This is a genomic window from Paracoccus aminophilus JCM 7686 (assembly GCF_000444995.1).
In the GTDB taxonomy this organism is placed as follows: domain Bacteria; phylum Pseudomonadota; class Alphaproteobacteria; order Rhodobacterales; family Rhodobacteraceae; genus Paracoccus; species Paracoccus aminophilus.
This window is the reverse complement of record NC_022043.1, coordinates 164430-187736: the sequence shown is the minus strand read 5'-3', so window position 1 is coordinate 187736 and position 23307 is coordinate 164430. Positions and strand designations below refer to the sequence as shown.

General features: G+C 62.8%; 23 protein-coding genes. 10 read left to right on the top strand and 13 right to left on the bottom strand.

Annotation, left to right across the window (positions count from 1 at the left end; all coding sequences use genetic code 11):
* Nucleotide 1: 1 nt before the first annotated feature.
* The 5 genes from JCM7686_RS20920 to JCM7686_RS20900 form a co-directional block, all read right to left on the bottom strand.
* On the bottom strand, nt 2–1129 hold the full coding sequence (locus tag JCM7686_RS20920; RefSeq protein WP_020953009.1) for an acyl-CoA dehydrogenase family protein: 1128 nt from the start codon (nt 1127–1129) through the stop codon (nt 2–4).
* Complete coding sequence (locus JCM7686_RS20915) at nt 1129–2319, bottom strand: acetyl-CoA C-acyltransferase (RefSeq protein ID WP_020953008.1); 1191 nt, start codon at nt 2317–2319, stop codon at nt 1129–1131. Before JCM7686_RS20915 ends, JCM7686_RS20920 begins: the two co-directional genes overlap by 1 nt.
* A 9-nt stretch (nt 2320–2328) precedes the next feature.
* Nucleotides 2329–3096 carry a 3-hydroxyacyl-CoA dehydrogenase gene (locus JCM7686_RS20910; RefSeq protein WP_020953007.1) on the bottom strand — a complete coding sequence of 256 codons (768 nt, stop codon included), beginning with the start codon at nt 3094–3096 and terminating at the stop codon, nt 2329–2331.
* 148 nt (nt 3097–3244) lie between these two features.
* Complete coding sequence (locus tag JCM7686_RS20905) at nt 3245–3541, bottom strand: AzlD family protein (RefSeq protein WP_020953006.1); 297 nt, start codon at nt 3539–3541, stop codon at nt 3245–3247.
* Nucleotides 3538–4248, bottom strand: coding sequence for an AzlC family ABC transporter permease (locus JCM7686_RS20900; RefSeq protein WP_020953005.1), 711 nt, complete (start codon nt 4246–4248; stop codon nt 3538–3540). The genes JCM7686_RS20905 and JCM7686_RS20900 overlap by 4 nt, the downstream gene beginning before the upstream one ends.
* 127 nt (nt 4249–4375) lie before the next feature.
* Here JCM7686_RS20900 and JCM7686_RS20895 point away from each other — a divergent pair, with 127 nt between their 5' ends.
* Nucleotides 4376–4834: an Lrp/AsnC family transcriptional regulator gene (locus tag JCM7686_RS20895; RefSeq protein ID WP_041528339.1), complete on the top strand. Its 459-nt coding sequence runs from the start codon at nt 4376–4378 to the stop codon at nt 4832–4834.
* Here JCM7686_RS20895 and JCM7686_RS20890 read toward each other — a convergent pair.
* Nucleotides 4831–6069 (bottom strand): Hsp70 family protein, encoded by a 1239-nt coding sequence (locus JCM7686_RS20890; RefSeq protein WP_020953003.1) that lies wholly within the window; start codon nt 6067–6069, stop codon nt 4831–4833. The genes JCM7686_RS20895 and JCM7686_RS20890 overlap by 4 nt on opposite strands.
* Nucleotides 6070–6188: 119 nt before the next feature.
* On the bottom strand, nt 6189–7142 hold the full coding sequence (locus JCM7686_RS20885) for a dihydrodipicolinate synthase family protein (protein ID WP_020953002.1): 954 nt from the start codon (nt 7140–7142) through the stop codon (nt 6189–6191).
* Nucleotides 7143–7381: 239 nt separating this feature from the next.
* Here JCM7686_RS20885 and JCM7686_RS20880 point away from each other — a divergent pair, with 239 nt between their 5' ends.
* From JCM7686_RS20880 to phnE (JCM7686_RS20860), 5 genes are all read left to right on the top strand, one after another.
* Nucleotides 7382–8086, top strand: coding sequence for a GntR family transcriptional regulator (locus JCM7686_RS20880; protein ID WP_020953001.1), 705 nt, complete (start codon nt 7382–7384; stop codon nt 8084–8086).
* 122 nt (nt 8087–8208) lie between these two features.
* The gene (gene phnC / locus JCM7686_RS20875; protein WP_041528295.1) at nt 8209–9048 is read left to right on the top strand and encodes a phosphonate ABC transporter ATP-binding protein; all 840 of its coding nucleotides are present in this window, start codon (nt 8209–8211) and stop codon (nt 9046–9048) included.
* Between the two features lie 86 nt (nt 9049–9134).
* The gene (gene phnD, locus JCM7686_RS20870) at nt 9135–10043 is read left to right on the top strand and encodes a phosphonate ABC transporter substrate-binding protein (protein WP_020952999.1); all 909 of its coding nucleotides are present in this window, start codon (nt 9135–9137) and stop codon (nt 10041–10043) included.
* Nucleotides 10044–10111: 68 nt separating this feature from the next.
* The gene (phnE, locus tag JCM7686_RS20865; protein ID WP_020952998.1) at nt 10112–10960 is read left to right on the top strand and encodes a phosphonate ABC transporter, permease protein PhnE; all 849 of its coding nucleotides are present in this window, start codon (nt 10112–10114) and stop codon (nt 10958–10960) included.
* A complete protein-coding gene (gene phnE / locus JCM7686_RS20860) occupies nt 10957–12249 on the top strand; it encodes a phosphonate ABC transporter, permease protein PhnE (RefSeq protein ID WP_020952997.1) in 1293 nt (430 codons plus the stop codon). The genes phnE (JCM7686_RS20865) and phnE (JCM7686_RS20860) overlap by 4 nt, the downstream gene beginning before the upstream one ends.
* 16 nt (nt 12250–12265) lie before the next feature.
* On the opposite strand, the gene JCM7686_RS20855 is transcribed toward phnE (JCM7686_RS20860), so the two are convergent.
* Nucleotides 12266–12631: a hypothetical protein gene (locus JCM7686_RS20855; protein ID WP_041528294.1), complete on the bottom strand. Its 366-nt coding sequence runs from the start codon at nt 12629–12631 to the stop codon at nt 12266–12268.
* Nucleotides 12632–12971: 340 nt separating this feature from the next.
* On the opposite strand from JCM7686_RS20855, the gene JCM7686_RS20850 reads away from it, so the two are divergent.
* Nucleotides 12972–15290 carry a Tex family protein gene (locus tag JCM7686_RS20850; RefSeq protein WP_020952996.1) on the top strand — a complete coding sequence of 773 codons (2319 nt, stop codon included), beginning with the start codon at nt 12972–12974 and terminating at the stop codon, nt 15288–15290.
* 184 nt (nt 15291–15474) lie between these two features.
* Nucleotides 15475–15792 carry a DMT family transporter gene (locus JCM7686_RS20845; RefSeq protein WP_020952995.1) on the top strand — a complete coding sequence of 106 codons (318 nt, stop codon included), beginning with the start codon at nt 15475–15477 and terminating at the stop codon, nt 15790–15792.
* Nucleotides 15793–15843: 51 nt separating this feature from the next.
* Here JCM7686_RS20845 and JCM7686_RS20840 read toward each other — a convergent pair whose 3' ends face one another.
* The 3 genes from JCM7686_RS20840 to JCM7686_RS23710 all read right to left on the bottom strand — a co-directional run bounded on the left by JCM7686_RS20840 (nt 15844) and on the right by JCM7686_RS23710 (nt 19045).
* Entirely contained in the window at nt 15844–17208 is a 1365-nt protein-coding gene (locus tag JCM7686_RS20840; RefSeq protein ID WP_020952994.1) for a PepSY-associated TM helix domain-containing protein, read from the bottom strand.
* A 92-nt stretch (nt 17209–17300) separates the two neighbouring features.
* Nucleotides 17301–17663 carry a hypothetical protein gene (locus JCM7686_RS20835; protein WP_020952993.1) on the bottom strand — a complete coding sequence of 121 codons (363 nt, stop codon included), beginning with the start codon at nt 17661–17663 and terminating at the stop codon, nt 17301–17303.
* Between the two features lie 212 nt (nt 17664–17875).
* Nucleotides 17876–19045 carry a tetratricopeptide repeat protein gene (locus JCM7686_RS23710; protein ID WP_020952992.1) on the bottom strand — a complete coding sequence of 390 codons (1170 nt, stop codon included), beginning with the start codon at nt 19043–19045 and terminating at the stop codon, nt 17876–17878.
* Between the two features lie 348 nt (nt 19046–19393).
* Here JCM7686_RS23710 and JCM7686_RS24835 point away from each other — a divergent pair, with 348 nt between their 5' ends.
* On the top strand, nt 19394–19570 hold the full coding sequence (locus JCM7686_RS24835; RefSeq protein ID WP_020952991.1) for a hypothetical protein: 177 nt from the start codon (nt 19394–19396) through the stop codon (nt 19568–19570).
* Between the two features lie 27 nt (nt 19571–19597).
* Here the strand turns inward: JCM7686_RS24835 and JCM7686_RS20825 are convergent, their stop codons facing one another.
* Both JCM7686_RS20825 and JCM7686_RS20820 read right to left on the bottom strand, forming a co-directional pair.
* Nucleotides 19598–20374, bottom strand: a complete 777-nt coding sequence (locus JCM7686_RS20825; RefSeq protein ID WP_020952990.1) for a pyrroline-5-carboxylate reductase family protein — start codon at nt 20372–20374, stop codon at nt 19598–19600.
* Nucleotides 20375–20384: 10 nt separating this feature from the next.
* Nucleotides 20385–21029, bottom strand: coding sequence for a TetR/AcrR family transcriptional regulator (locus JCM7686_RS20820; protein WP_020952989.1), 645 nt, complete (start codon nt 21027–21029; stop codon nt 20385–20387).
* A gap of 145 nt (nt 21030–21174) precedes the next feature.
* On the opposite strand from JCM7686_RS20820, the gene hpbA reads away from it, so the two are divergent.
* Nucleotides 21175–23211 (top strand): N-methyl-L-proline N-demethylase HpbA, encoded by a 2037-nt coding sequence (hpbA, locus tag JCM7686_RS20815; RefSeq protein ID WP_020952988.1) that lies wholly within the window; start codon nt 21175–21177, stop codon nt 23209–23211.
* Nucleotides 23212–23307: the final 96 nt, after the last annotated feature.

Below are 23307 nucleotides of genomic sequence, written 5' to 3'. Positions count from 1 at the left end.
GCTAGAGGCTGCGGGCGATGACCAGACGCTGGATCTCGCTTGTGCCCTCATAGATCTGGCAGACCCGGACATCGCGGTAAATCCGCTCGACCGGGTAATCGCGCAAATAGCCGTAGCCGCCATGGATCTGGATCGCATCCGAACAGACGCGCTCAGCCATTTCCGAGGCGACGAGTTTGGCCATCGAGGCCTCGGTCAGGCAGGGCAGACCGGCTTCGCGCAGGGCTGCGGCGTGAAGCACCATCTGCCGCGCCGTCGCGATTTGGGTTGCCATATCGGCCAGTTTGAAGGCCACGGCCTGATGCTCGATGATCGGGCGGCCGAAGGTAATGCGGTCGCGCGCATAATCCCGCGCCGCTTCGAAGGCCGCGCGCGCCATGCCGACCGCCTGAGCCGCAATGCCGATGCGCCCGCCCTCGAGGTTCGAAAGCGCGATCTTCAGCCCCTCGCCCTCGGCCCCGAGCAGGTTGGCCGCCGGAATCCGCATCTCGGTAAAGGCCAGCGCGCAGGTGTCCGAACTGTGCTGGCCGAGCTTGTGCTCGACTGACATGACCTCATAACCGGGCGTGTCCGTCGGCACGATGAAGGCCGAGATTCCCTTCTTGCCCGCACTGGGATCGGTCACTGCAAAGAGGATGATGACCTTGCCATTCTTGCCCGAGGTGATGAATTGCTTCGCGCCGTTGATGACATACTCATCGCCGTCCCGCACCGCTCGTGTCTTGATCGCGCCCGCATCCGAGCCGGTCGAAGGCTCGGTCAGGGCAAAGCCCCCGATCCAGTCGCCCGAGGCCATTCGCGGCAGATATTCGGCCTTCTGCGCCTCGGTTCCATATTTGAGGATCGGCATGCAACCTACGGAAGAATGGACAGAAACGATGGTCGAGCAGGCCCCGTCTCCGGCCGCGATCTCTTCAAGTGCGACTGCATAGGCCACCATGCCCAGATCCGAACCGCCCCAGTCTTCTGGGACCAGCATCCCCAGGAAACCAAGCGCGCCCATCTCGGCCAGTTCGGCGCGCGGGAAGGCGTGATCGGCATCGCGGGCGGCCGCGCCGGGGGCGAGACGCTCTTGCGCGAAGGCGCGGGCGGCGTCGCGGATTTGTTCCTGCGTTTCTGTGAGCAACATCAGGACATCCTTTCGATGGCAATCGCGGTCGCCTCGCCGCCGCCGATGCAGAGCGAAGCGATGCCGCGCTGTTGCCCCTGACTTTCGAGCGCATGAAGCAGCGTCACCAGAACCCGCGCGCCCGAGGCGCCAATCGGATGACCAAGCGCACAGGCGCCGCCGTGGATATTGACCTTGTCATGGGGCAGGCCAAGCTCTTGCATCGCGGCCATGGCGACGACGGCAAAGGCTTCATTGATCTCGAAAAGATCGAAGTTATCGCGGTTAAGTGTTGTTTTATCGTAGAGTTTTTGGATAGCTCCAATCGGTGCCGTTGCAAAAAGCGCGGGCTTGTCGGCATAGGTTGCATGGCCGAGAATGCGCGCACGGGGCGTCAGACCGCGCCGCTCTGCCTCGGAGGCGCGCATCAGAACCAGCGCCGCCGCCCCGTCGGAAATCGACGAGGAGTTGGCCGCCGTCACCGTGCCGCCGTCGCGGAACGCCGGTTTCAGGGTCGGGATCTTGTCGGGCCGCGCCTTGCCGGGTTGTTCATCAATCGAGACGAGGGTCTCGGTCTTGCCCGTCCCGACGGTTACCGGCGCGATTTCCGCCGTGAACAGCCCCTCGGCAATCGCCCTTTGCGCCCGCGTGAGCGAGGTGATCGCGTAGTCGTCCTGAGCCTCGCGGGTGAATTGAAACGCCTCGGCGCAGTCTTCGGCGAAGCTGCCCATCAGGCGGCCCTTGTCATAGGCATCCTCGAGTCCGTCGAGAAACATGCTGTCCATGACCTGACCATGGCCCATGCGAAATCCGCCGCGCGCCTTGGGCAGCAGATAGGGCGCGTTGGTCATGCTTTCCATCCCGCCCGCGACGATGACCTCTGCCGATCCGGCGCGCAGCAGATCATGCGCGAGCATCACCGCCTTCATGCCCGAGCCGCACATCTTGTTCACCGTGGTCGCCCCCGCGCCAAGTGGCAGCCCGGCCTTCAGCCCGGCCTGCCGCGCCGGAGCCTGTCCCTGTCCCGCGGGCAGGACGCAGCCCATGATGATCTCTTCGACGGCATCGGGCGCAAGACCGGCGCCGGAAAGCGCGCCCCGGATCGCGACGGCGCCAAGTTCGGGCGCGCTCAGACGCGCGAAATCGCCCTGAAAGCCACCCATCGGCGTGCGTGCCGCGCCGACAAGGACGATAGGATCAGAAGCTGACATGGGAACCTCCTATTTCGCCGCCATGCGCAGGGCACCGTCCAGACGGATGACCTCGCCGTTGAGCATCTGGTTTTCCAGAATATGGCGCACCAAAGCCGCATATTCCGCCGGATCGCCGAGACGTGAAGGAAAGGGCACGGAGGCCCCGAGCGCGGCCTGCACCTCGGCGGGCAGGCCCGCCATCATCGGGGTCTCGAAAATCCCCGGGGCAATGGTCACGACGCGGATGCCATGACGCGCGAGCTCGCGCGCCGCAGGCAGCGTCAGCGCCGCCACCCCGCCCTTCGAGGCCGCATAGGCCGCCTGTCCGATCTGGCCATCAAAGGCCGCAATCGAGGCGGTGTTGACGATGACGCCGCGCTCGCCGCTGGGGCCAACCGGGTTGGCGGTCATCGCGGTGGCGGCGAGACGCAGCATATTGAAGGTGCCGATCAGATTGACCGAAATCGCGCGGGCAAAGCTGTCGAGCCGATGCGGACCGTCGCGCCCGACGATCTTTTCGCCCGGCGCCACCCCCGCACAATTGACCAAAACGTCAATCTGGCCAAAGGCTTCGAGAGCGGCGGTGACGGCGGCTTCACCCTCGGCCTCCGAGGTGACGTCGGCGCTTTGGAAACGGGCGAGAGGCCCGAGGCTGCGCGCCGCCGCCTCGCCCGCCGCGCGGTTGAGATCGACCAGCAGCACGCGCCCGCCCGCCTCGACCGCCATGCGCGCGACGGCAAACCCGAGACCCGAGCCCGCGCCAGTGATCAGAAAAACCCGGTCCTTGATCTGCATGGCTCCCCCCTCGGCGTCCTGCGGCTCTCCGGTTCTTTGCTAAAGCGTCGCCCAGCTTGACCGCGCAGGCAATGAGAATTCATGCGCGCGCTTGCGGCGGGTCGTGCAATAGACATGGGCGGCGCATGGTCAGCGCGCCAGCCCGAGGTCACATCAGGTGACGAAAAAGCCCCGCCGCGACGATGGCGATAATTACCGTCGGCAGCATCGAGAGCCGCGTCGCGCACAGCAACGTCACCGCCAGCGCCGCGAGATCGGCGGGATTGCTCGTCGCAAAATGCGGCGCGATCACGCTGATCAGAATGCAGCCTGGCGCGGTTTCCATCACCGCCTGCAGGCGCGGGCTGATGGTGCGGTCGCGCAGGAACAGATAGCCGCCGATGCGCGTGGCATAGGTCACAGCCAGCATGGCGAGCACGGTGAGAAAGGTGGAAAGATGGATCATTCTGGCCTCGCCATCAGATAGGCCGTGAGCAATCCGGCCAGCGTGCCCGCCGGGACATACCAGGCTCCGGGCAGGAAGATGCAGGCCAGCACCGCAGCGATCAATGCGACCAGCCAAGGAAACGCCGCGCGCGCGCCCTTCCACATCCCGGCCAGCATGACCAGAAAGACCGCCGGGAAGGCCATGTCGAAGCCAAAACGGGTGATGTCGCCCAGAACCGGCCCGATCAATGCGCCAATCGCCGTGCAACTGACCCAAGTCAGATAAAGCGAGCCCGCCGCGCCCGCGTAATAGCGCAGATCGACCCGACCGGTGCGTCGCCCCTCGGCCAAGGCCAAGGCCCAGACCTCGTCGCAAAGAAAGAAGAGCGCGGGCAGAACCTTGCGCAAGGGCTGGCCCTTGAAGAAGGGCACCATCGCCGCGCCCATGAGCAGGTGGCGGCTGTTGATCAGCAAGGTCACCGCGACGATGAGCAAAAGATGCGGCGGCGAGCTCCAGAGTGCCACGGCTGCGAATTCCGAGCCTCCGGCGAAGTTGAAGCCGGTGAGCATCGGCACTTCGACCGGGCTCAACCCTTTCTGGGCCGCTTGAGCGCCCAGAACGAAGGCAAAGGGGACGAAGCCCAGCATCATCGGCAGGGCGTCTTTGATCCCGCGCAGCACGGGCGAGGGTGGGATTGTGTCAAGGGTTGGGTCGATTGAGGACATGGGCTCTGCTTTCACGAGCTTCCCTTTTATGTCAACCAATGCGCAATGAGATTGCGAAGATTGTTCTAATGGATGAGAATTTGGCATGAAACGCTGAAATTCTAAAATTTGGTGACATCCTATGCCAATCGAACTCGACCAACTCGACCGCTCTATTCTGCGCGTGCTGCAAAAGGATGGGCGCATCCAGAACACCGAGCTTGCCGCTCAGGTCGGGCTTTCGCCATCACCCTGCCTGCGCCGCGTGCGCAATCTCGAAGAGGCGGGGGCGATCGACCGCTATGTCGCGGTGCTGGACCCGGCCAAGATCGGGATGAGCATGACCTTTTTCACCCGCGTCTGGCTGACCTCGCAGGATGAGGATACGGTCTATCAATTCGTCTCGGCGATCAAGGATCACCCGCAGGTCGTCGAATGCTATCTTCTGGCCGGTGACAGCGATTTCCTGCTGCGGGTCGTCGCGCCCGACATTGACGGCTATCGCCGCTTTCAGGTCGAATATCTGGGCCGGGCCAAGGGCGTGCGCAACATCAAGACCGAGATCCCGATGCAGAAGTTCAAGCACACGACCGCATTGCCGCTTTAGGCGGCTGCGGCGAGGGCGAGCCCGTCGACGACGGCGGTGAAGGCTTCCGAGAGCGACACCTCGGCTTCGGGGCAGGCGGCGCGGGCGGCTTCGGCGACCAGCGCCATCAGGCTCGAGCCGCCGACGAGGATGATGCGCCCGATGTCGCCGGGCGCGACCTCGGCCAAGGCCAGCGTCTCGATGATCGCGCGGTGCAGGTCCTGACGATAGGCCGCCAGCGCCGCGTCGAGCGAATCTGTGCTGATCGGTGCGGCCAATCCGCGCTCGATAAAGCTCATGTCGATGTTTTGCGCGGCCCCATTGCTGTTCGCCGCGATCTTGCCTTTCTCGACCGAGAAGGCGAGCTCATGGCCAAGTTCAAGGTCGAGCACCGTCGCAAGCCGCGCCATTTTGACCGGCTCGACCGCATGTTTGACCATATCCTCGACCAGCCGGGTGGTGTCGCGGTTGTAAAGGAAGGGGATCTTGGCCCAGGTCGACAGCTCGGCATAGACGGCATTCGGGACGGGCAGCAGCCCCTCGCCAAAGGTCCGGCGCAGCTCTCCGCCATGACCAAGGAGCGGCATGGCATGGGCCATCGAGACGGCATGATCGAAATCGGTGCCGCCCAGACGCAGCCCGTGGCTGGCCAAAATGGTGACGCGGCCCGCATCCGTGCGGAAGATCGAAAAGTCCGAGGTGCCGCCGCCGATATCGACGATCAGCCCGGTTTCACCGGCTTTTCCCAGAGAATGCGCGGCGAGCGCCGCCGCTTCGGGTTCGAACATGAAATCTACGGTTTCAAACCCGGCGGCAAGATAGCAGGCGCGCAGATCCTCTTCGGCGCGGGCGTCGCGCTCGGGGTCGGAGGAGTGGAAATGGACCGGACGCCCGGACAGCGCCCGCGTGAAGCTGTGGCCGGTGGCCGCTTCCGCGCGGGTCTTGAGCGTCGCGAGAAAGGCGGTGACGATCTCGGCGAGTGTGCGGCGCTTGCCGCCGATCAGCCGGGATTCGTGAAAAAGCGAGGTGCCGAGAATGCTTTTGAGCGCGCGCATGAACCGGCCCTCATCGCCCGCAATCAGCGCCTCGACAGCATCCTGCCCGATCTGCATCTGACCGCCGCGCGCCGCGAAGAAAACGGCGGTGGGCAGGGTCTCTTCGCCGCGCGCGATTTCGATGCGGCGAATGGCGCCGTCCACCAGGATCGCCGCCGCCGAATTCGACGTGCCAAAGTCAATCGCGAGGGTGTTCGTCATGGCGGGCTCCGGGGCTGAGGCGGTCAGGAAGGGGCGGGCTATACCCCCCAATCCCGCGCCGCATCAAGCCCCGTCGGCACAAAAGACCCCGCGGATCGCAGGGCCTCGCTGCCAAAAGCTCAGGCGGCCAGAGCGCCGTCGGCTTTCGACCAGTTCGCATACCAGTGCTGGAACTGGGCGAGCTGCGCCTCGACATAGCCCTTCTGGGATGGCGAGAGACGGTCGCTTTCGTTGAAATGCAACTCGTATTCCGGATGTCCGGTCAGAACCATCATATGCTTGTAGAAGAGGACCAGATCCGGACCCTCATCGAAGGATGAAAGCACAAACAGCGCCTTTTCCAGCTCGAGCGCGCGGATGCGGGCCTGAGCGTCTCCGGCGGCGGCGGCCTTGCACAGGCGCACGAGATGCAAAACCTCGCGCGGCAGCACGTTGCCGATGCCGGTGATCGTGCCGATGGCGCCGCATTCGACAATGCCGATATAGTTCGCGGTATCGACCCCCACCATCAGCTTCACCTCGTCATCAGCCGAGGTGATGAATTCCGCCGCATAGCGCAGATCCTTCGGCCCGCCGAACTCCTTGAAGCCGACGAGATTCTTATGCTCGCGCCGCAGGTCGAAAAACAGCTCGGCGCGCGTCGCGAAGCCATAATAGGGCGAGTTATAGATGACAGCGGGCAGATCCGGCGCGGCCGAGAGGATCGCCTTGAAATGCTCTTTTTGCGCCGCAGCCGACGTGCCGCGCGACAAGACCCGGGGGATGACCATCAGCGATTGCGCCCCGGCTTTCTGGGCATGAGCGGCCAGAGCCACTGCCGCACGGGTGTTGATCGCGCCGGTGCCGACCATGACGGGAACCCCCGCCGCAACCAGCGCCTCGACGCCGGTCATCCGCTCGGCATCGCTCAAAAGCGGCCAATCGCCCATCGAGCCGCAATAGACGACGCCCGACATACCGGCAGCCACAAGCTCTTTGCCCTTGCGCGCCAGAGCAGCGAAATCCGGGGTGCGATCAGGTTTGAGGGGCGTCATCAATGCGGGGATCGTGCCGGTGAACATCTCGGAATTCATCTTGTCACTCCTGTTCGCAAAGGGAGGGGGCAGAGAGTGTCGCGCCAGCACGCGATTCCCTGAGTTATGCAAAACAACATATCTCTTGTATTTTATTTGTCGACACAAAATATCCGACCCCGGACTTTCCTCTGATCGGCGGGTCAGAATGGCGCGCGGCGCGCCCGGTCTTTCGGCAAAACCCCCTTGGAAGAGGACCGAAATTCCGGCATATCTGCTGTCGACTTTAAGGATGCGTGATGACCAAGGACTTGGCCCCCCAACCGGCCGACCGCAAGCGTGGCTCTGGCGTCAAGCTCGTCTATGACGTGCTGCGCGACGAGATCATCAGCCTCGTCTTGCCGCCGGGCAGCCCGATCGATGAAAACCAATTGGCCGAGCGGTTTGAAATGTCGCGCACGCCGATCAGAGAGGCTCTGGTCCGTCTTGCCGGGGACGGTCTGGTCACGACCCTGCCGAACCGCTCGACGGTGGTATCGAATATCGACTTCCTCAGCCTGCCTGCGTTTTTCGATGCGATCACGCTGATGTATCGCGTGACGACGCGGCTTGCCGCGCGTTATCGCACCGAGGCCGATCTGCGCATCATCCGCGCCCATCAGGCCGATTTCACTCGCGCCGTCCGCGATCAGGATGCGCTGGCGATGATCGCGACCAACCGCGAGCTTCATGCGTCTATCGCAGACGCGGGGAGGAATCCCTATTATTCCAGCCTGTTCTCGCGCCTTCTTGATGAGGGGCGCCGGCTTCTGCGGCTTTATTATTCGTCATACTCCGACCGCTTGCCGGAGGAGTTCGTGACCGAGCATGACGATATGATCCGCGCAATCGAGCAGCAGGATCTCGAGGCGGCTGACCGTTTGGCCTCGAACCATGCCAATCAGATCGTGCGTCAGATCCAGACTCTGATCGCCGAAGACCGCCGCGATCAGATTGAGCTCTGATCGCGCGAAGGCGCCACCTTCCGGTTGCGTTTTGAACTGAGCGGTTCGTAAAACATTCACAACCGCGACATGCACCTGTCACAGCTGCGGCCTACTTCGACGCCCAACAAGTCGAGGTGCCCATGCTGCTCTCTTTCCAGAATGTGACCCGGGTCTTCGGCCAGTCTACGGCCGTCGATCACGCAACATTCGACATCGACCGGCCAATGATGGTCGGGATCATCGGCGCTTCTGGTGCGGGCAAGTCCACGCTGTTGCGGATGATCAACCGCCTGACCGATGCCAGCGACGGGCGTATCCTGTTCGAAGGACAGGATATTTTGCCGCTGAAAGGCGCGGACAAGCGGCGCTGGCAAAGCCAATGCGCGATGATCTTTCAACAGTTCAACCTTGTGCCGCGCGTCGATGTGGTCTCGAACGTGCTGCATGGGTTGCTGAACCGCCGTGGCCTTGGTGCGACCATCTTCAACCTCTGGCCGCGCGAGGATATCAGCCGTGCCATTGCCATTCTTGACCGTCTGGGCATTGCCGAGCAGGCGGCGAAACGCGCCGAGGCGCTCTCGGGTGGCCAGCAGCAGCGCGTGGCGATTGCTCGCGCCTTGATGCAGGATCCGAAGATCATCCTCGCCGACGAGCCGATTGCCTCGCTCGATCCGATGAACGCGCAGATCGTCATGCGCACTCTGCGCCAGATCCATGAAGAGGACGGCCGCACGGTCATCGCGAACCTTCATACACTCGACACCGCGCGGCGCTATTGCGACCGGGTGATCGGGATGCGCAAGGGGCGGATCGTCTTTGATGGCGTCCCCGAGCTGCTGACGCCCGCCGCCGCGCGCGAGATCTATGGCGCGGGCCATGACTTTTCCGAGGCCGCGACCTCGACCGAGATCGACGCGCTCGACCGCCCCGAAGCGGCGATGCGCGACGATGCCTATGCCGCAAGGCTGCTGGCCGACTGATCCCTGACGTCGACCCCAGAGAACGACCCCCGAAGACGATCCCCGAAAAACGACCCCAACTGATCCCGCGAACCCGGAGTTTTCCTATGAAATCCCTCATCCTCGCCCTGACCGCCTCGACCGCGATGGTTCTTCCTGCCCTTGCGCAAGAGCCGATCAAGGAATTCAACATCGGCGTTCTCGGCGGCGAGAATGCACAGGACCGCATGACCGCGAACACCTGCCTGCAGAAATACACCGAGGAAGCCCTCGGCGTTCCGGTCAAGATCTTCACCCCCGCCGATTATGACGGCGTCATTCAGGGCCTGCTCGGCGGCTCGCTGGATGCCGCGCTTCTTGGCGCCTCGGGCTATGCCAAGATCTATCTGACCAATGCCGATGCCGTCGAGCCGGTGCTGGTCAAAGCCAATCTTGACGGCTCGACCACCTATTATTCGATCGGCTTTGCCAAAACCGACAGCGGCATCAAATCGCTCGCCGATATGAAGGGCAAGAGCTTCGGCTTCGGCGATCCGAACTCGACCTCGGGCTATCTGATCCCGCTGGTCGAAATCCCGGCCGAGGGCTATTCGATGAAACCGGGCGAATATTTCTCGGACATCAAATTCACCGGCGGCCATGAACAGACCATCATCGCGGTCAAGAACGGCGATGTTGATGCGGGCGTGACCTGGGCCGACGGTCAGGGCGACTGGGCGGACGGCTACAATTCGGGCGCGCTGCGCAAGGCCGCGGATTCGGGCATCATCGACATGAACCAGATCGTCGAGATCTGGAAATCGAAACCGATCCCGGAAGGCCCGTTCGTCGTGCGCAAGGCGCTGCCGGCGGATGTGAAGGAAAAATTCACCGCGCTGCTCGCCGGTCTGGGCGAGAAGGACAAGGACTGCCTCTACAACGTCGCCTCGGGCGAGACCGCAGGCTTCAAGCCGGTCACCCATGACGCCTATGCGACCGTGATCGACGTGCGCAAGGCCGAGCTGGCTGGCCAATAATCACCCCATCATCGGGCGGGCAGAACTCTCTGCCCGCCCTTTTTCCATCCAATATCAAGCAGGCGCTGATGTCCGATCTGGATCTCCTCCAAAGCCGATATCTTGATCTGGTGCGCCGGCGCCGGATGTATTCGGGACTTTTGCTGATCGTCTTCGTGGCCCTGCTGGTGGGCGGGTTTCAGGTCGCGAATGAGCGCAATGCGGGCGGCTTCCTGCGCGGTCTGCCCAATGTCTTCGCCTATCCCTCCGAGCTTGTTGCCGAAGCTTGGTCCAAGGCGGGCAGGCTTCCGGGGCTGATCTGGCATTATCTGCCCTCGCTGATCGAGACGCTGAACATCGCCGCCGTCTCGACGCTGGTCGGTGCGCTGTTCGGCGGTCTTCTGGCGCTTTTGGCGACGCCGGGCCTCTCGCCCTGGCCGCGTCTGGTGACGCCAATCCGCCGGTTGCTCGACATCACCCGCGCCATTCCCGATGTGGTCATCGCACTGATCCTGATCTTCATCCTCAGCGGAGGCCCGGTTCCGGCGATGATCGCCATCGCCTTCCACACCACTGGCGCTCTTGGCAAGTTGTTCTCGGAAGTCGTTGAAAATGCGGATGTGAAGCCGGTTGAGGGCCTCGAAAGTGTCGGTGCCTCTTGGCTTCAGCGCATGTGGCTGGCGATCATGCCGCAGGTTGCTCCAAACTGGTTGAGCTATGCGCTCTTGCGCTTTGAAATCAATATCCGTGCCAGCGCCATTCTGGGCTTCGTCGGCGCAGGCGGCATCGGCTACGAGCTGCGCAATGCGATCTCTTGGGGGCCGGGGCGCTATGATGCGGCGGCCTCGATCTTCCTGCTGCTTTTCGTGACGATCATCGTCATCGACCAGACCTCCAGCGCGGCGCGTGACCGGCTGATCCACGGAGCGCGCGCATGAGCGATACATTCGCAATCGAGGCCCGCGCGCAGGCGCTGATCCGTCGCCGCAGCCTGACCGCCTTGGCCATTCCGGCGGCCATCGGGCTTTATCTGATCTATATCTTCTTCGCCTTCGACATTCCGGGCCTCGCGCAGCGGGCGCGGATGGACAATGCTTCGCTGCTCATGCGCGACTTTTGGTCCTACAAGACCCATGTGACGCTCGACAACCGCTCGGGCCAGATCACCACCGCGATCGAGGGCAGTCGCAAAATGACCTATGCGGCGGGGCAAGAGCCCGGCTGGGTCGCGCCCGAAGGGCAGGGCAAGCGCGTGACCTTTCCGGGCGGCACGGTCCTGCTGAACGAAGGCTGGGTCGAGATCGACAAAGCGGACCACGCCCCGATTGTGATCACGCCCAAGGCGTCGGGGGTCGAGATCAGCGGCATCGATGGAAGCGAGCCGTGGGTGTCGGCAAGCTCTGCCCGCGTCGATGTCAACATCGGCTCGTCGCGGGTCTCGGTCACCAAGACGCGGTCAGAGGTCACGCGGCGTTTCGCGGGATGGGAGCTCTTCTTCTTCACCCTCGACAGCCCGTTCTACGGCAAAGGGCCGCTGCAACTGGCCGGAATGGCGATCAGCGACCCAGCCCAGATCGGCGCAATGGCGCATGACTTCTGGACCAACAAGGTCTGGCACCACGGTGATGTTTTCTGGGCCTTGGGCGAGACCGTGCTGATGGCCTTTCTCGGCACTTTTGGCGCGGCTTTCGTGGCGCTGCCGCTGGCCTTCGTTGCGGCGCGCAACTTCGGCCCCTCGCGGATCATCCGGCAGGCGGCGCGACGGCTTTTTGACTTCCTGCGCGGCGTCGACGGTCTGATCTGGACGATCATCCTGTCGCGCGCCTTCGGTCCCGGACCGCTGACCGGCAGTTTGGCGATCTTGCTGACCGATACCGGAAGTTTTGGCAAACTCTTCTCGGAATCGCTTGAGAATATTGACGGAAAGCAGGTCGAGGGTCTGCGCTCGACCGGGGCGGGGCCGATCCAGCGCGCGCGTTGGGGCGTTCTGCCGCAAGTCGCGCCGGTGGTGTTGTCGCAGCTCCTTTACTTCCTCGAATCCAACACGCGCGGCGCGACGGTTATCGGCGCGATCGTTGGCGGTGGCATCGGGCTTTTGCTGACGCAAGCGATCCAGACCCAGCAGGATTGGGAACATGTCGCCTATTACATCATCCTGATCGTTCTGGTGGTCATGCTGATGGATTGGCTGTCCGGCGTGCTACGCCGCCGCCTGATCAAGGGCTGAGAAGAGGCCGGGGCTCTTAAAAGCCCCGCGCCATCTGGAAGGCATCGCGCACCAGAAGATATTGGCCTGCCGCCGCGATCAGGATCAGCACGGTCAGCGCCGTCCAAAGCACATGGCGCGGCCCCATCTTGCCGGGGATCAAAATCTTGCCCAAACGCGCCGCAAGACCGATCACCACCAGAACCGCCGGGGCGAGAAACAGCGCCCAAGAGTCTATCCGGTCGAGCCCGTAAGCAAAGCTGCGTGTCCAATCGAGCGAGATCTCCGAGCCCAGGGGCGCGGCTGGCAGCGTCAACACCGCCGCGAAGGCCAGAATGGCTGCAGAAAGCCCCAGCATGCCAGAGGCCCATTTCCGAGCTTCAAGATTGCCTTTGTCCGACATCACATCCTCCAGTAGAGCGAAACTCGTCAAAAACCTAGAAAATGCGCGCTAGTCTCCATCTCACCCTATGCGCATATCTCCGATAGGTTGAGGATGCGCTCGTTTTGAGCGCGGGCATAACAAAAAATGCGGCGCGGTTAATTTACGTTAAGTAAAATTAATGAACACAGTTCAAAAAATGAAATTCACCGGCTTCGGCGGATCTCCCGCCGGAGTATGCGATGCGATTTGGCGGCGAATCGCCGCGCTTTCTTGCCGCCTGCGCCGTGGCGTAAAGCTTCTTCTGGATCGGGCAGGGCGGAGCGGTTAGAACGGTCTCTCTGATCTGACAGGAGAGACCATGGACGCCGCCCGTATTGCCCGCACCATCGCCACCGAAATCGGCGCCGGTCCCGCTCAGGTCACGGCGGCGGTCGAGCTTCTGGACGGGGGCGCGACGGTGCCCTTCGTCGCGCGCTACCGCAAAGAGGTGACGGGCGGGCTCGATGACACGCAGTTGCGCACGCTGGCCGAGCGCCTGACCTATCTGCGCGAGATGGAAGCGCGGCGCGCCACGATCCTCAATTCGATCAAGGAGCAGGGCAAGCTGACGGATGATCTTGCCCGGGCGATCGCGCAGGCGGAAACCAAAGCCACGCTCGAAGATATTTATTTGCCCTTCAAACCCAAGCGCCGCACCAAGGCGATGATCGCACGCGAGAATGGCTTAGAACCGCTTCTCCGCAAAATTCAAGAAAATCGCGGACTGGATCCGCAAGCCCTCGCGGGTGGCTTTCTGACCGAGAATGTCGCGGATGCCAAAGCCGCCTTGGATGGCGCGCGCGATATTTTGGCCGAGGAGCTCGCCGAGAATGCGACGCTGCTCGGGCGGTTGCGTGAGTTCATGCGCGCCGAGGCGCAAGTGACGGTCAAGGTCTCTCCGGGCAAGGAAGAAGCCGGGGCGAAGTTTTCCGATTACTTCGACCACCACGAAAAATGGGCCGACATGCCCTCGCACCGGGCTCTGGCGGTGTTGCGCGCGGCCAAGGAAGAGGTCGTGACCATCGACATCTCTCCCGAGGCTGAAACCGGCGCGCCCAAGGCCGAGCGCATGGTCGCGGCCAGCATCGGCGATCTGGGCGAGCGTCCGGGCGATCAATGGTTGCGCAATGTCGCGGGCTGGACCTGGCGGGTGAAGCTGTCGAATACGATGTATATCGACCTTCTGACCGAGCTGCGCCGCCGCGCTCATGAGGATGCGATCAAGGTCTTTGGCCGCAATCTCAAGGACTTGCTCTTCTCTGCCCCGGCGGGCGCGCGTCCGACCATCGGGCTGGATCCGGGCATCCGCACCGGCGTGAAGGTCGCGGTCGTTGATGCGACCGGCAAGCTGGTCGAGACGACGACGATTTATCCCTTCCAGCCGCGCATGGATGTGCAGGGCGCGGAGGCCGCGCTTTTGGCGCTGATCGCGCGCTACAAGATCGAACTCATCGCCATCGGCAATGGCACCGCCAGCCGCGAGACGGAACGTCTGGTCGCCGAAGTGCTCAAGCGCCTCCCGAAGACGGTCAAAGCGCCGACGAAGGTTGTGGTTTCTGAAGCCGGGGCCTCGGTCTATTCGGCCTCGGAGCTGGCGGCGAAGGAGTTCCCCGATCTCGATGTCAGCCTGCGCGGCGCGGCCTCGATCGCGCGGCGCTTGCAGGATCCGCTGGCGGAACTGGTCAAGATCCCGCCGGAATCGATTGGCGTCGGGCAATATCAACATGATGTGGATCAGCGCCAACTGACCCGCGCGCTTGAGGCGGTGGTCGAAGATGCGGTGAACGCGGTCGGGGTCGATCTGAACACGGCATCGGCCTCGCTTTTGTCCCATGTCGTGGGGCTGGGGCCGAGCCTTGCGCAGAATATTGTCACCTATCGCGATGCCAATGGCGCCTTCCCCTCGCGCAAGGCGCTGCTGAAAGTCACGGGCCTTGGTCCCCGCGCCTTCGAGCAGGCGGCCGGTTTTCTGCGCATCCGCGAAGGGGCCGAGCCGCTCGACGCTTCGGCGGTTCATCCCGAGGCTTACGGCGTCGCCCGGCGCATCGTCGCGGCCTGCGGGCGCGATATCCGCGCCTTGATGGGGCAATCGGGCGCGCTGGCCGGCATTCGCGCCGAACAATTCGTCGATGAGACATTCGGTCTGCCGACGGTGCGCGACATCTTTGCCGAGCTGGAAAAACCCGGCCGCGATCCCCGCCCCGATTTCGTCACTGCAAGCTTTGCCGATGGGGTCGAGAGCATCAAGGATCTCAAGGTCGGGATGCTGCTGGAAGGCACGGTCACCAATGTCGCGGCCTTCGGGGCCTTCGTCGATATTGGCGTGCATCAGGACGGGCTCGTCCATATCAGCCAGCTCGCCGACCGCTTCATCAAGGATGCGCATGAGGTCGTGAAGGCGGGCGATGTCGTCAAGGTGCGCGTGACCGAGATCGACATTCCCCGCAAGCGGATCGCTTTGTCGATGCGCAAAGACGGCGGTGCCGAGGCGGGCGCGCGTCCGACCACAGAAAAGCCCGCAACGCGCGGCGCGGCGCCCAAAGGGCAAAGCAAATTCCAATCCGCGCCCAAATCCGCCCAGAACGAAGCTCCGAGCGCGCTTGGCGCCGCCCTTCTGAACGCGCTGCGCAAGAACTGAGCCCTGTGCGGATGGTTGCCATCGGGCAACCATCCCGGCTTAGATCCCGCGCATTTTAAGCATTGCCTTGCCCGGAAGCGGCCAAAAGGCTAAATCATTCGGGAACGGGGACGACCCCACCGGCCTTTTTCCTATGGGCAGGTCATATCCACTCAGGACGACCTGACAACATTGGAGTTGGTCGATGGCTTGGGTGTATCTTTCCTTCGCAGGAATTCTCGAAATTATTTGGGCCTATGCGATGAAGCAATCGCATGGCTTCTCGCGGCTCGGTCCGACCGCGATCATGGTGATCGCGATGATCGGCAGCTTCTGGCTGCTCGCGGTCGCGATGCGGACCTTGCCTCTGGGCACGGCCTATACGATCTGGACCGGCATTGGCGCGGTCGGGGCGTTTCTGGTCGGGATCACCGTCCTGGGCGAGGCGGTAACGCCGATGCGGATTGCCGCCGCGGTGCTGATCGTCGCGGGGCTTGTGCTGATGAAGCTCTCGGCAAGCTGAGATCGCAATATCTGAAGGACAGGGCCGGATTGCTCCGGCCCTTTTCCATTTTCAGGCGCTCGCCAGTTTCCAGCGGGTCAGATCGATCAGAAGGAAGAGGATCAGGCTCACGCCAAGGACAGGCAGCGCCCAGGCGAGGCCCGCGCCGATCAGAAGCACAACAAGGCGGCCGACCAGACCCAGCCGGGCCCAACTTGCGGTCAGCGTTTGCGGAAGCGCGCCGGGCACGGGGCGACGCAGCCACCAGATACGATAGCCGTAAACGGTCGAAAACATCAGCGCGATGCCGACAGCGGCCATCAGGATCTGGTTGGGCAGACCGAAGAGCACGCCCATATGCGCGTCGATTCCCCAACGGATGAGTTTAGGAATCAGCGGGAAGTCTTTGAAATTGGCCTGACTTGTCACGGTGAACATGACCGGATCAACTGCCATGGCATCAACCTGCGTCGGCCAGCTGCGATCATATTCGGTGACCAGCCATGCCTTGCCGGGTTGCGGCGGGCGGATCTCGAGATAGGGGGAATCGAGCCCCTCATATTGCGCCGACGTCATGGCGACATCGTAATAATCGTCCAGCTCTGGCCCGGTTTTGTCGAGCATGTCGGCCGCCGCCGCCAGATGCTCGGCATGTTCGCCCGCGCTCATGCCACTGCCGTCGAGCGAGAGATCAACCGAAGGCGTGACCCAACCCAAAGCGCCGCGCAGCTGATCGATGCGCGCGCCCGCCGCCTGCGACCAAGTCAGGCCGGTGACCGAGAGAAACAGCAGGACGATCGCTGCCGAAACGCCGATGGTGGCGTGGACCCAACGCAGGCGCTGTGGCTTCGGCATCTCGGCCAGCTTGCGACGGCGCCGCGAACCGCCCGCCCACAGCAGCACGCCGCCAAGCGTCACCACCCAAAGCCAAGACGCCGCGAGTTCGCTGTAATAGCGCCCCCAATCGCCGAGCATCAGGCTCTGATGCAGATAATCCAGCGCGGTGCGGAAGGGCAGGATGCCCGAGGTGCCATAAGTCGTCATGTCGCCGCGCAGGTTGAGCGTGACCGGATCGACAAAGATCGTGCGCGTCTCGGAGGGGCCGAGCCTGCTGTCCACGAACATCACGCGGGTGGTCTCTCCCGCTGCGGGGGCGGGGCGAACCGCCTTGATCGGGCCGTCGCCGCCCAGCTTGCGTGCGGCTTTGATCTGTTCGCCCAGAGGTTGGGGCGTGCCGGTGGTCGCGGTGTGCAACGCATCGCTGTAGATCATGCGCTCGATTTGCGGGGTCAGGACATAGAGCGTGCCGGTCAGCGCGGCGACGAACAGGAAGGGGCCGACCAGAAGGCCGATGTAGAAATGCATTCGCATCAGGAAGGCGCGCCAAGCACCTGTCGAGGCGGCACTTCTCGGAGCGGAGAAGGTGGTGTCAGTCATGGTTGATTTCCGGATCTGAATGGGGAGCCGGCATGCGCCGTGGTGGCGCGACCGGAAGGTCGCGTCAGAAAAGCGGGCTCTCAAGGGCCCGTTCAGGCCGGAAGCGGTGGTCCGCGCTGAAGATTGGCCGGGTCGCGCGGGCGATGCGCGGCTTGCTCGGCCTCTGGCAGATAGGTGACGCGGTAGAAGCGGCGCTCATGGGCGATTAGGCTTTCGCCCTGCGGCGGCAGAACCGCCTGACCGACCAGCGTGCACACCGGGCAGCCTTGGATGGCCGGGGCCTGATCGTCGCCGTGGCCGCAGAGATCAACCGACAGCCCCTGCGCGCTATAGGCCTGAAGCTGAAGGCTTTCGAGCGAGGGCACGCGATGCGCCCCCCCAACCGCGCCAAGCGCGAGGGCTACCAGCGCAATCAGCGCCAAGCAAAGAGGGCGGAGCGGTCCGGTCCAGAGCATGGATCCTCTCTAGCGCAAGAAAACCTTGACCGGCAAGCGGGAAGAAAGGCGGAGCGGAGGTGAAGATAACAGTGAAGATATAAAAATATCAACTTATAACATATAATATAAAACAATTAATTACGCGAAATGTCGTATCTAATTTAGAGATAAAATATCGCCCCGCCAGAGGCGCTTAGCCTTGGCCGGGTCCGATTTTGCGAACATCGCGTTCAGTTTGCGCGGGGGTAAGTCGACCAATGTGGCATGGCCTTGACGCTGCCTCCGACATGAACCAGCCCGGGCAGATCATAGGCATCGGGAAAGGCGCGTGCCGAGGGATAGCCATAAACGCTGTCATGGATGAGCGCGGCATTGCGGATCAGCGGCCAGATCATATCCGCCAGAAAGGCCTGATCTCCGAAGCGGTTGTCGAAATAAGTTAAGACCTTTTCGCGTTTCGCGGCCGCAAGCCAGTCGCCGAGCGGCGGGAGGACTCCGGCCTGCCCGCCCCACATTCCGGCGAGAATCAGCTCCATGTGATAGATGTGATCGCGCATGATGTGGAAGGGCTTGCCAGAGCGCAGCCAGTCCTGCACCGCGATCAGCTCTTTCGCATTGAGGCGGGAATCGGCATCGCGGCAGAGAAAGACATTCACCTCGGGATCATCCGAGGCCAAAAAGCGCCACATCGGGCGGATATCGCGATGCGCGGGCTGCTCCATCAGGATCACCTCGGCGCCGTAAGCCTGCAAGATCTCGCGTGCATCGGCGGGCACGCTGGTGTCGCAGTAAAAGCGCGGGGTCCAGCCCATATAAAGATGGGGTGCGATCTGAGCGTTGACGATGGCGCCGGTGACATATTCGGGCCGGTCGCCCCAAAGCGAAAAGGCAATCACATTGCGGCGGCGGTTTTCGGGATCAAAGCCCTTGCGATCCGGGCTCAGGCGGTTGGCGCGAAAGGGCGAGGCCATGAAGGTTTGCAGTGCCAGATCGTCCTTGAGCGCAAGATTGACCAGCCCCTCGGCTTTCGCTTCGGCCATCCGGTTGGCGCGCCAGAGCGCAGTCACAAGCGTATTGCGCGCGGCCGGGTCGTTGCGCAGGTCGAGCGCTTTTTGCAGGGCCGTCGCCGCATCTGCATTTCGGTCGAGCGCTTTCAGCGAGATGCCAAGCGTGGTCCAGCCGTCGAAATCCTGCGGATGATGTGCCGTATAGGCCTTCAACGCGGTCAGCGCGGCCTCGGTGTCTCCGGCATCGCGCAGGCAAATGCCGACGAAAAGCCCTGCGCTGCTGCTGGGAAAGCGCCGAGCGGCGTCGCGATAGATCTTGGCTGCGGCCAGAAAATCTCCGGCAGCGCGGCGGGCCGAAGCGGCACTAGCAAGGTCCTGAAACGAGGGCGGCATCTCGGGTATCGGTTTCCGGTCGTGGCGCGTGGGATGCTAACGACAGAAAGTCCGGCTGAACAGATGGTGGGCGATCAGGCGAGATCGGCGGCTTGCGCCCGGTCAGGCGGTTTCGCGATTTCTGAAAGATTACATTAAAAATAATTATTATATATTATGTAGTTAAATACATATTATAATGTAAATTATAGAATACGCCTCGCGCACCCAAAGGGCTAAAGACGGACGCAAATTCGGCCTCTCTGACGACTGGATGAGATGCGGGCATCCTGTCCTAAAGTCGGAATTGCCAGGTGCCGCCTTCCTCGCACAGACTTTCCTCCAGAGAAAAGAAAAGGAACTGAGTCGATGCAAGGCAGTGTCATCTTGACCCCCCGCGGGACTGCGCCGATTTCCGGCCGGTTCGAAATCGTCGGCAATATGCTGCATGTGAGCTATGAGGGTCAGGCCCGCGCGGTTCGTATCGACGGCGCCGATGTCGACTTTCTGGCGCAGGCGCTTTTGCGCGATCTCTGGCTGGGCTGAGACTGTCCGCCGATGAACAGGGCGCCGTCAGCCCATCTCGCTGGCTTTTTTCGTCGCAGCCACCAGCGCGGTTTTGACAGCACCCGAAAAGCCCTCGGCAATGGCGCGGTCGATGCCCGCGCCGGTTGGTCCGCGATAGGCGCGATAAGCGTCAAGTAGCGCCCCGACCTCCCCGATGCGCCCGGCCAGAAGTTCGGCGCCACCGGAAATCGTGGCCGCGACCGCGCGGCAGGCGATATCTTCGCTCAGACCCTGTTCACGCGCAAAGCCCAGCATCGCCTCGGCCAGCAGCGCAGGGTAAGCGGCACCCGAGCCGGGAAGGGCCGTCATCACATCAACCTGCGCTTCAGAACTGAGCTCATCTGTCGTGCCGATGGCCGAGATGATCCGCCGGGTCCGTTCGCGATCTAGTGCGGTGGCCTCTGGCGCTGCGAAGAAGGGCGAATATGAGCGCCCAATCTCGGCCGCTGCGTTCGGCATGGCGCGGATGACGCGGCCCTGCGTGGCAGCAAGTGCCGCGATGCGCACGCCCGCCATGAAGGAAAGGACCAGCCGGTCCGGGGCGATCAGCCCCAGCCCCGGCCAATCTTCCGGCCTGACCGAAACCACGATCACCTCGCTTCGGCGCGCAAGATCCGTGATATCGCGTGCCCAGATCACGCCACGGCAACCGTGATAATCGGCGCGCGGACCCGAGCGGTTGAAAAGGATCAGGTCGTCTTCCTGGACGATCTTATTTGCAAGAAGCCTGCGGCCAAGTGCCGATCCAAGCCATCCGGTTGCGCCGATAATGCCGATTTTCATGGGGGCGGACCTAGCTTGGCTCAGTTTCGCTATAGCCGTGGCGGGCGTGAAAGCGCGCGATTTCGCGTGCCGCCGGTCGTTTCCCGCCGCTGTAGATCTCGACATAATGCGGGATGCGCGGCATCCGAACCGAGAGCGGCTCTTTCACCTGCATCGAGATATAGCCAATCTGGACGAGATAGATCGTGCGGGCGCGGACATCGGCGTCCATGGGCTCGTGGCCCCATTTCTCAAGCAATGCGCGCAGGGCGGCCAGCCGTTTCTGATCGGCGTCCTGCACGCGCGCCATGATCCCGGCATCTTGGAGCGCCCAGCTGCGCACCGCGAATTCGAGCCGCACGTCGAACCCTTGATCGGGCAGAAAACAGCTGACCACATTGAGCAGAGATTCCGCTTCGCTTTCCGCATATTCCTGCGTGGCGGCGATCAGAGGCGCGGTGGTGCATTCTTCCCAACGGTTCGAAAGAGCTTTAAGAAGCTCGTCTCTGTCTTTGAAAAACCAGTAGAAACTCGTGCGTGACAGTTTGAGACGATTGGCCAGCGGCATGATTTTGACGGCATCGACGCCGCTGTCGATCAGCACGTCATAGGCCGCTTCGAGCCAGCCCTCGGGGGATCCGCGCCAGCCTGATTCTGTCAAAGATTGCTCTTTCATTTCCTTTCGCTACCCGCAGCGCACCCGTCATGCAATCGAAATGTCCAGAGCTGTCTCAGCCGAAATCACCGATGAACTTTAAATTGACAGGTATGAACATTTCGGCAAGATCACGAGCAGTCACCTTTTTCCAAGGCAGCCCGAGATGTCGCACGACCCCCTTCTCCAGCCCTACAAGCTGAAGCATCTGACGCTTCGCAACCGCATCATGATCACCTCGCATGAGCCGGCCTATCCCGAGGACGGCATGCCCAAGGACCGCTACCGCGCCTATCACGTCGAGCGCGCCAAAGCGGGCGTGGCGCTGACGATGACGGCGGGCTCGGCCTCGGTTGCCAAGGACAGTCCTCCGGTCTTCAACAATATCCTCGCCTATAAGGACGAGGTGGTCGGCTGGATGAAGCGGCTGACCGACGAATGCCACGACCACGGCGCTGCGGTGATGATCCAGCTGACCCATTTGGGGCGCCGCACCCGCTGGGACAAAGCCGACTGGCTGCCGGTGGTTGCCCCCAGCCATGAGCGTGAGGCTGCCCATCGTGCGTTCCCCAAACGCATGGAAGACTGGGACATTTCGCGCATCATCAAGGATTTTGGCGATGCAGCCGAGCGGATGAAGGCGGCGGGCGTCGACGGGATTGAGCTGGAGGCTTACGGCCATTTGCTCGAACAATTCTGGTCGCCGCTGACCAATGATCTCGAGGCCCCCTATGGCGGCAGTCTGGAAAACCGCCTGCGCTTCACCTTCGACGTGCTGCGCGAAATCCGCCAGCGCTGCGGCGAGGAGTTCATCGTCGGCCTGCGTTACACCGGCGATCAAGTCCAGCCCGGCGGCATGACCAAAGCCGAGGGTATGCAGGTCTCGCAGATGCTGAAATCGAGCGGTCTGGTCGATTTCCTCAATATCATCCGCGGCCATATCGACACGGATGCGGGCCTGACCGATGTGATTCCGGTGCAGGGGATGAAGAACGCCCCGCATCTGGAGTTCGCGGGCGAGATTCGCGCCGCGACCGGCTTTCCGACCTTCCACGCCGCGAAAATCCCCGATGTCGCGACCGCACGCTATGCGATCGAAAGCGGCAAGCTCGATATGGTCGGCATGACGCGCGCGCATATGGCTGACCCCCATCTGGTGCGCAAAGTCATCGAGGGCCGCGAGGATGACATCCGTCCCTGCGTTGGCGCGAACTACTGTCTTGACCGGATCTATCAAGGCGGGCTCGCTTTCTGTCTGCACAACCCCGCGACGGGGCGCGAAGAGACCATGCCGCACCAGATCCCGGCGGCTGCTCAGAAAAAGCGTGTCACCATCGTCGGTTGCGGCCCGGCGGGCGTCGAGGCGGCGCGCGTTGCCGCCGAGCGCGGCCATGAGGTCACGGTCTTTGAGGCAGCGGACAAGCCCGGCGGCCAGATCCGCCTGACCTCGCTGCAAGAGCGCCGCCGCGAGATGATCTCGATCATCGCCTGGCGCATGGGCCAATGTGAAAAGAAGGGTGTGAATTTCCGCTTCAACACCTTCGCCGATGCCGAGACGATTTTGGCCACCAATCCCGACGAGGTCATCATCGCGACCGGCGGGCTGCCCCATACCGAGGTGCTCAGCGCGGGTAATGATCTGGTCTGCTCGGCCTGGGACATTCTCTCGGGCGATGTGAAGCCGGGCTCGAATGTGCTGGTCTATGACGATGCGGGCGACCACGCCGGTCTGCAAGCCGCTGATTTGATTGCGCAAACCGGCGCGAAGGTTGAGGTGGTGACGCCCGACCGCAGCTTTGCGCCCGAGGTCATGGCGATGAACCTCGTGCCCTATATGCGCAGCCTTCAGCGGCTGGACACCACCTTCACCGTGACCTGGCGCCTGCAATCGGTGGTGCGCGACGGCAATCAGCTGCGCGCCACCTTGGGCAGCGATTACGGCGATATGACGCGCGAGCGTCTGGTCGATCAGATCGTCGTCAACCACGGCACGCGGCCCTTGGACGAGGTCTATTTCGACCTGAAACCGCTCTCGTCGAACCTCGGCGAGGTCGATTACAACGCGCTGATCGCGGGTGAGGCACAGGCCGTCGCCGCCAATCCCGCGGGCAAGTTCCGCGTTTTCCGCATCGGCGATGCGGTTGCCGCGCGCAACACCCATGCCGCGATCTATGACGCATTGCGTCTGGTGAAGGACCTCTAAGCCCGCCGCGCGCCTGTCGCTGTCCCGCTGCATTCGGCCTGATGCAGCGGGCGCACAGTCTCGGCCATCCTTTGCCCGCACCACACGCCGAGCTTG

Coding starts and splice junctions, on each gene's coding strand:
- JCM7686_RS20920 (WP_020953009.1), bottom strand. CDS start 1,129: ATGTTGCTCACAGAAACGCAGGAACAAATCCGCGACGCCGCCCGCGCC.
- JCM7686_RS20915 (WP_020953008.1), bottom strand. CDS start 2,319: ATGTCAGCTTCTGATCCTATCGTCCTTGTCGGCGCGGCACGCACGCCG.
- JCM7686_RS20910 (WP_020953007.1), bottom strand. CDS start 3,096: ATGCAGATCAAGGACCGGGTTTTTCTGATCACTGGCGCGGGCTCGGGT.
- JCM7686_RS20905 (WP_020953006.1), bottom strand. CDS start 3,541: ATGATCCATCTTTCCACCTTTCTCACCGTGCTCGCCATGCTGGCTGTG.
- JCM7686_RS20900 (WP_020953005.1), bottom strand. CDS start 4,248: ATGTCCTCAATCGACCCAACCCTTGACACAATCCCACCCTCGCCCGTG.
- JCM7686_RS20890 (WP_020953003.1), bottom strand. CDS start 6,069: ATGACGAACACCCTCGCGATTGACTTTGGCACGTCGAATTCGGCGGCG.
- JCM7686_RS20885 (WP_020953002.1), bottom strand. CDS start 7,142: ATGAATTCCGAGATGTTCACCGGCACGATCCCCGCATTGATGACGCCC.
- JCM7686_RS20880 (WP_020953001.1), top strand. CDS start 7,382: ATGACCAAGGACTTGGCCCCCCAACCGGCCGACCGCAAGCGTGGCTCT.
- phnC (WP_041528295.1), top strand. CDS start 8,209: ATGCTGCTCTCTTTCCAGAATGTGACCCGGGTCTTCGGCCAGTCTACG.
- phnD (WP_020952999.1), top strand. CDS start 9,135: ATGAAATCCCTCATCCTCGCCCTGACCGCCTCGACCGCGATGGTTCTT.
- phnE (WP_020952998.1), top strand. CDS start 10,112: ATGTCCGATCTGGATCTCCTCCAAAGCCGATATCTTGATCTGGTGCGC.
- phnE (WP_020952997.1), top strand. CDS start 10,957: ATGAGCGATACATTCGCAATCGAGGCCCGCGCGCAGGCGCTGATCCGT.
- JCM7686_RS20855 (WP_041528294.1), bottom strand. CDS start 12,631: ATGTCGGACAAAGGCAATCTTGAAGCTCGGAAATGGGCCTCTGGCATG.
- JCM7686_RS20850 (WP_020952996.1), top strand. CDS start 12,972: ATGGACGCCGCCCGTATTGCCCGCACCATCGCCACCGAAATCGGCGCC.
- JCM7686_RS20845 (WP_020952995.1), top strand. CDS start 15,475: ATGGCTTGGGTGTATCTTTCCTTCGCAGGAATTCTCGAAATTATTTGG.
- JCM7686_RS20840 (WP_020952994.1), bottom strand. CDS start 17,208: ATGACTGACACCACCTTCTCCGCTCCGAGAAGTGCCGCCTCGACAGGT.
- JCM7686_RS20835 (WP_020952993.1), bottom strand. CDS start 17,663: ATGCTCTGGACCGGACCGCTCCGCCCTCTTTGCTTGGCGCTGATTGCG.
- JCM7686_RS23710 (WP_020952992.1), bottom strand. CDS start 19,045: ATGCCGCCCTCGTTTCAGGACCTTGCTAGTGCCGCTTCGGCCCGCCGC.
- JCM7686_RS24835 (WP_020952991.1), top strand. CDS start 19,394: ATGCAAGGCAGTGTCATCTTGACCCCCCGCGGGACTGCGCCGATTTCC.
- JCM7686_RS20825 (WP_020952990.1), bottom strand. CDS start 20,374: ATGAAAATCGGCATTATCGGCGCAACCGGATGGCTTGGATCGGCACTT.
- JCM7686_RS20820 (WP_020952989.1), bottom strand. CDS start 21,029: ATGAAAGAGCAATCTTTGACAGAATCAGGCTGGCGCGGATCCCCCGAG.
- hpbA (WP_020952988.1), top strand. CDS start 21,175: ATGTCGCACGACCCCCTTCTCCAGCCCTACAAGCTGAAGCATCTGACG.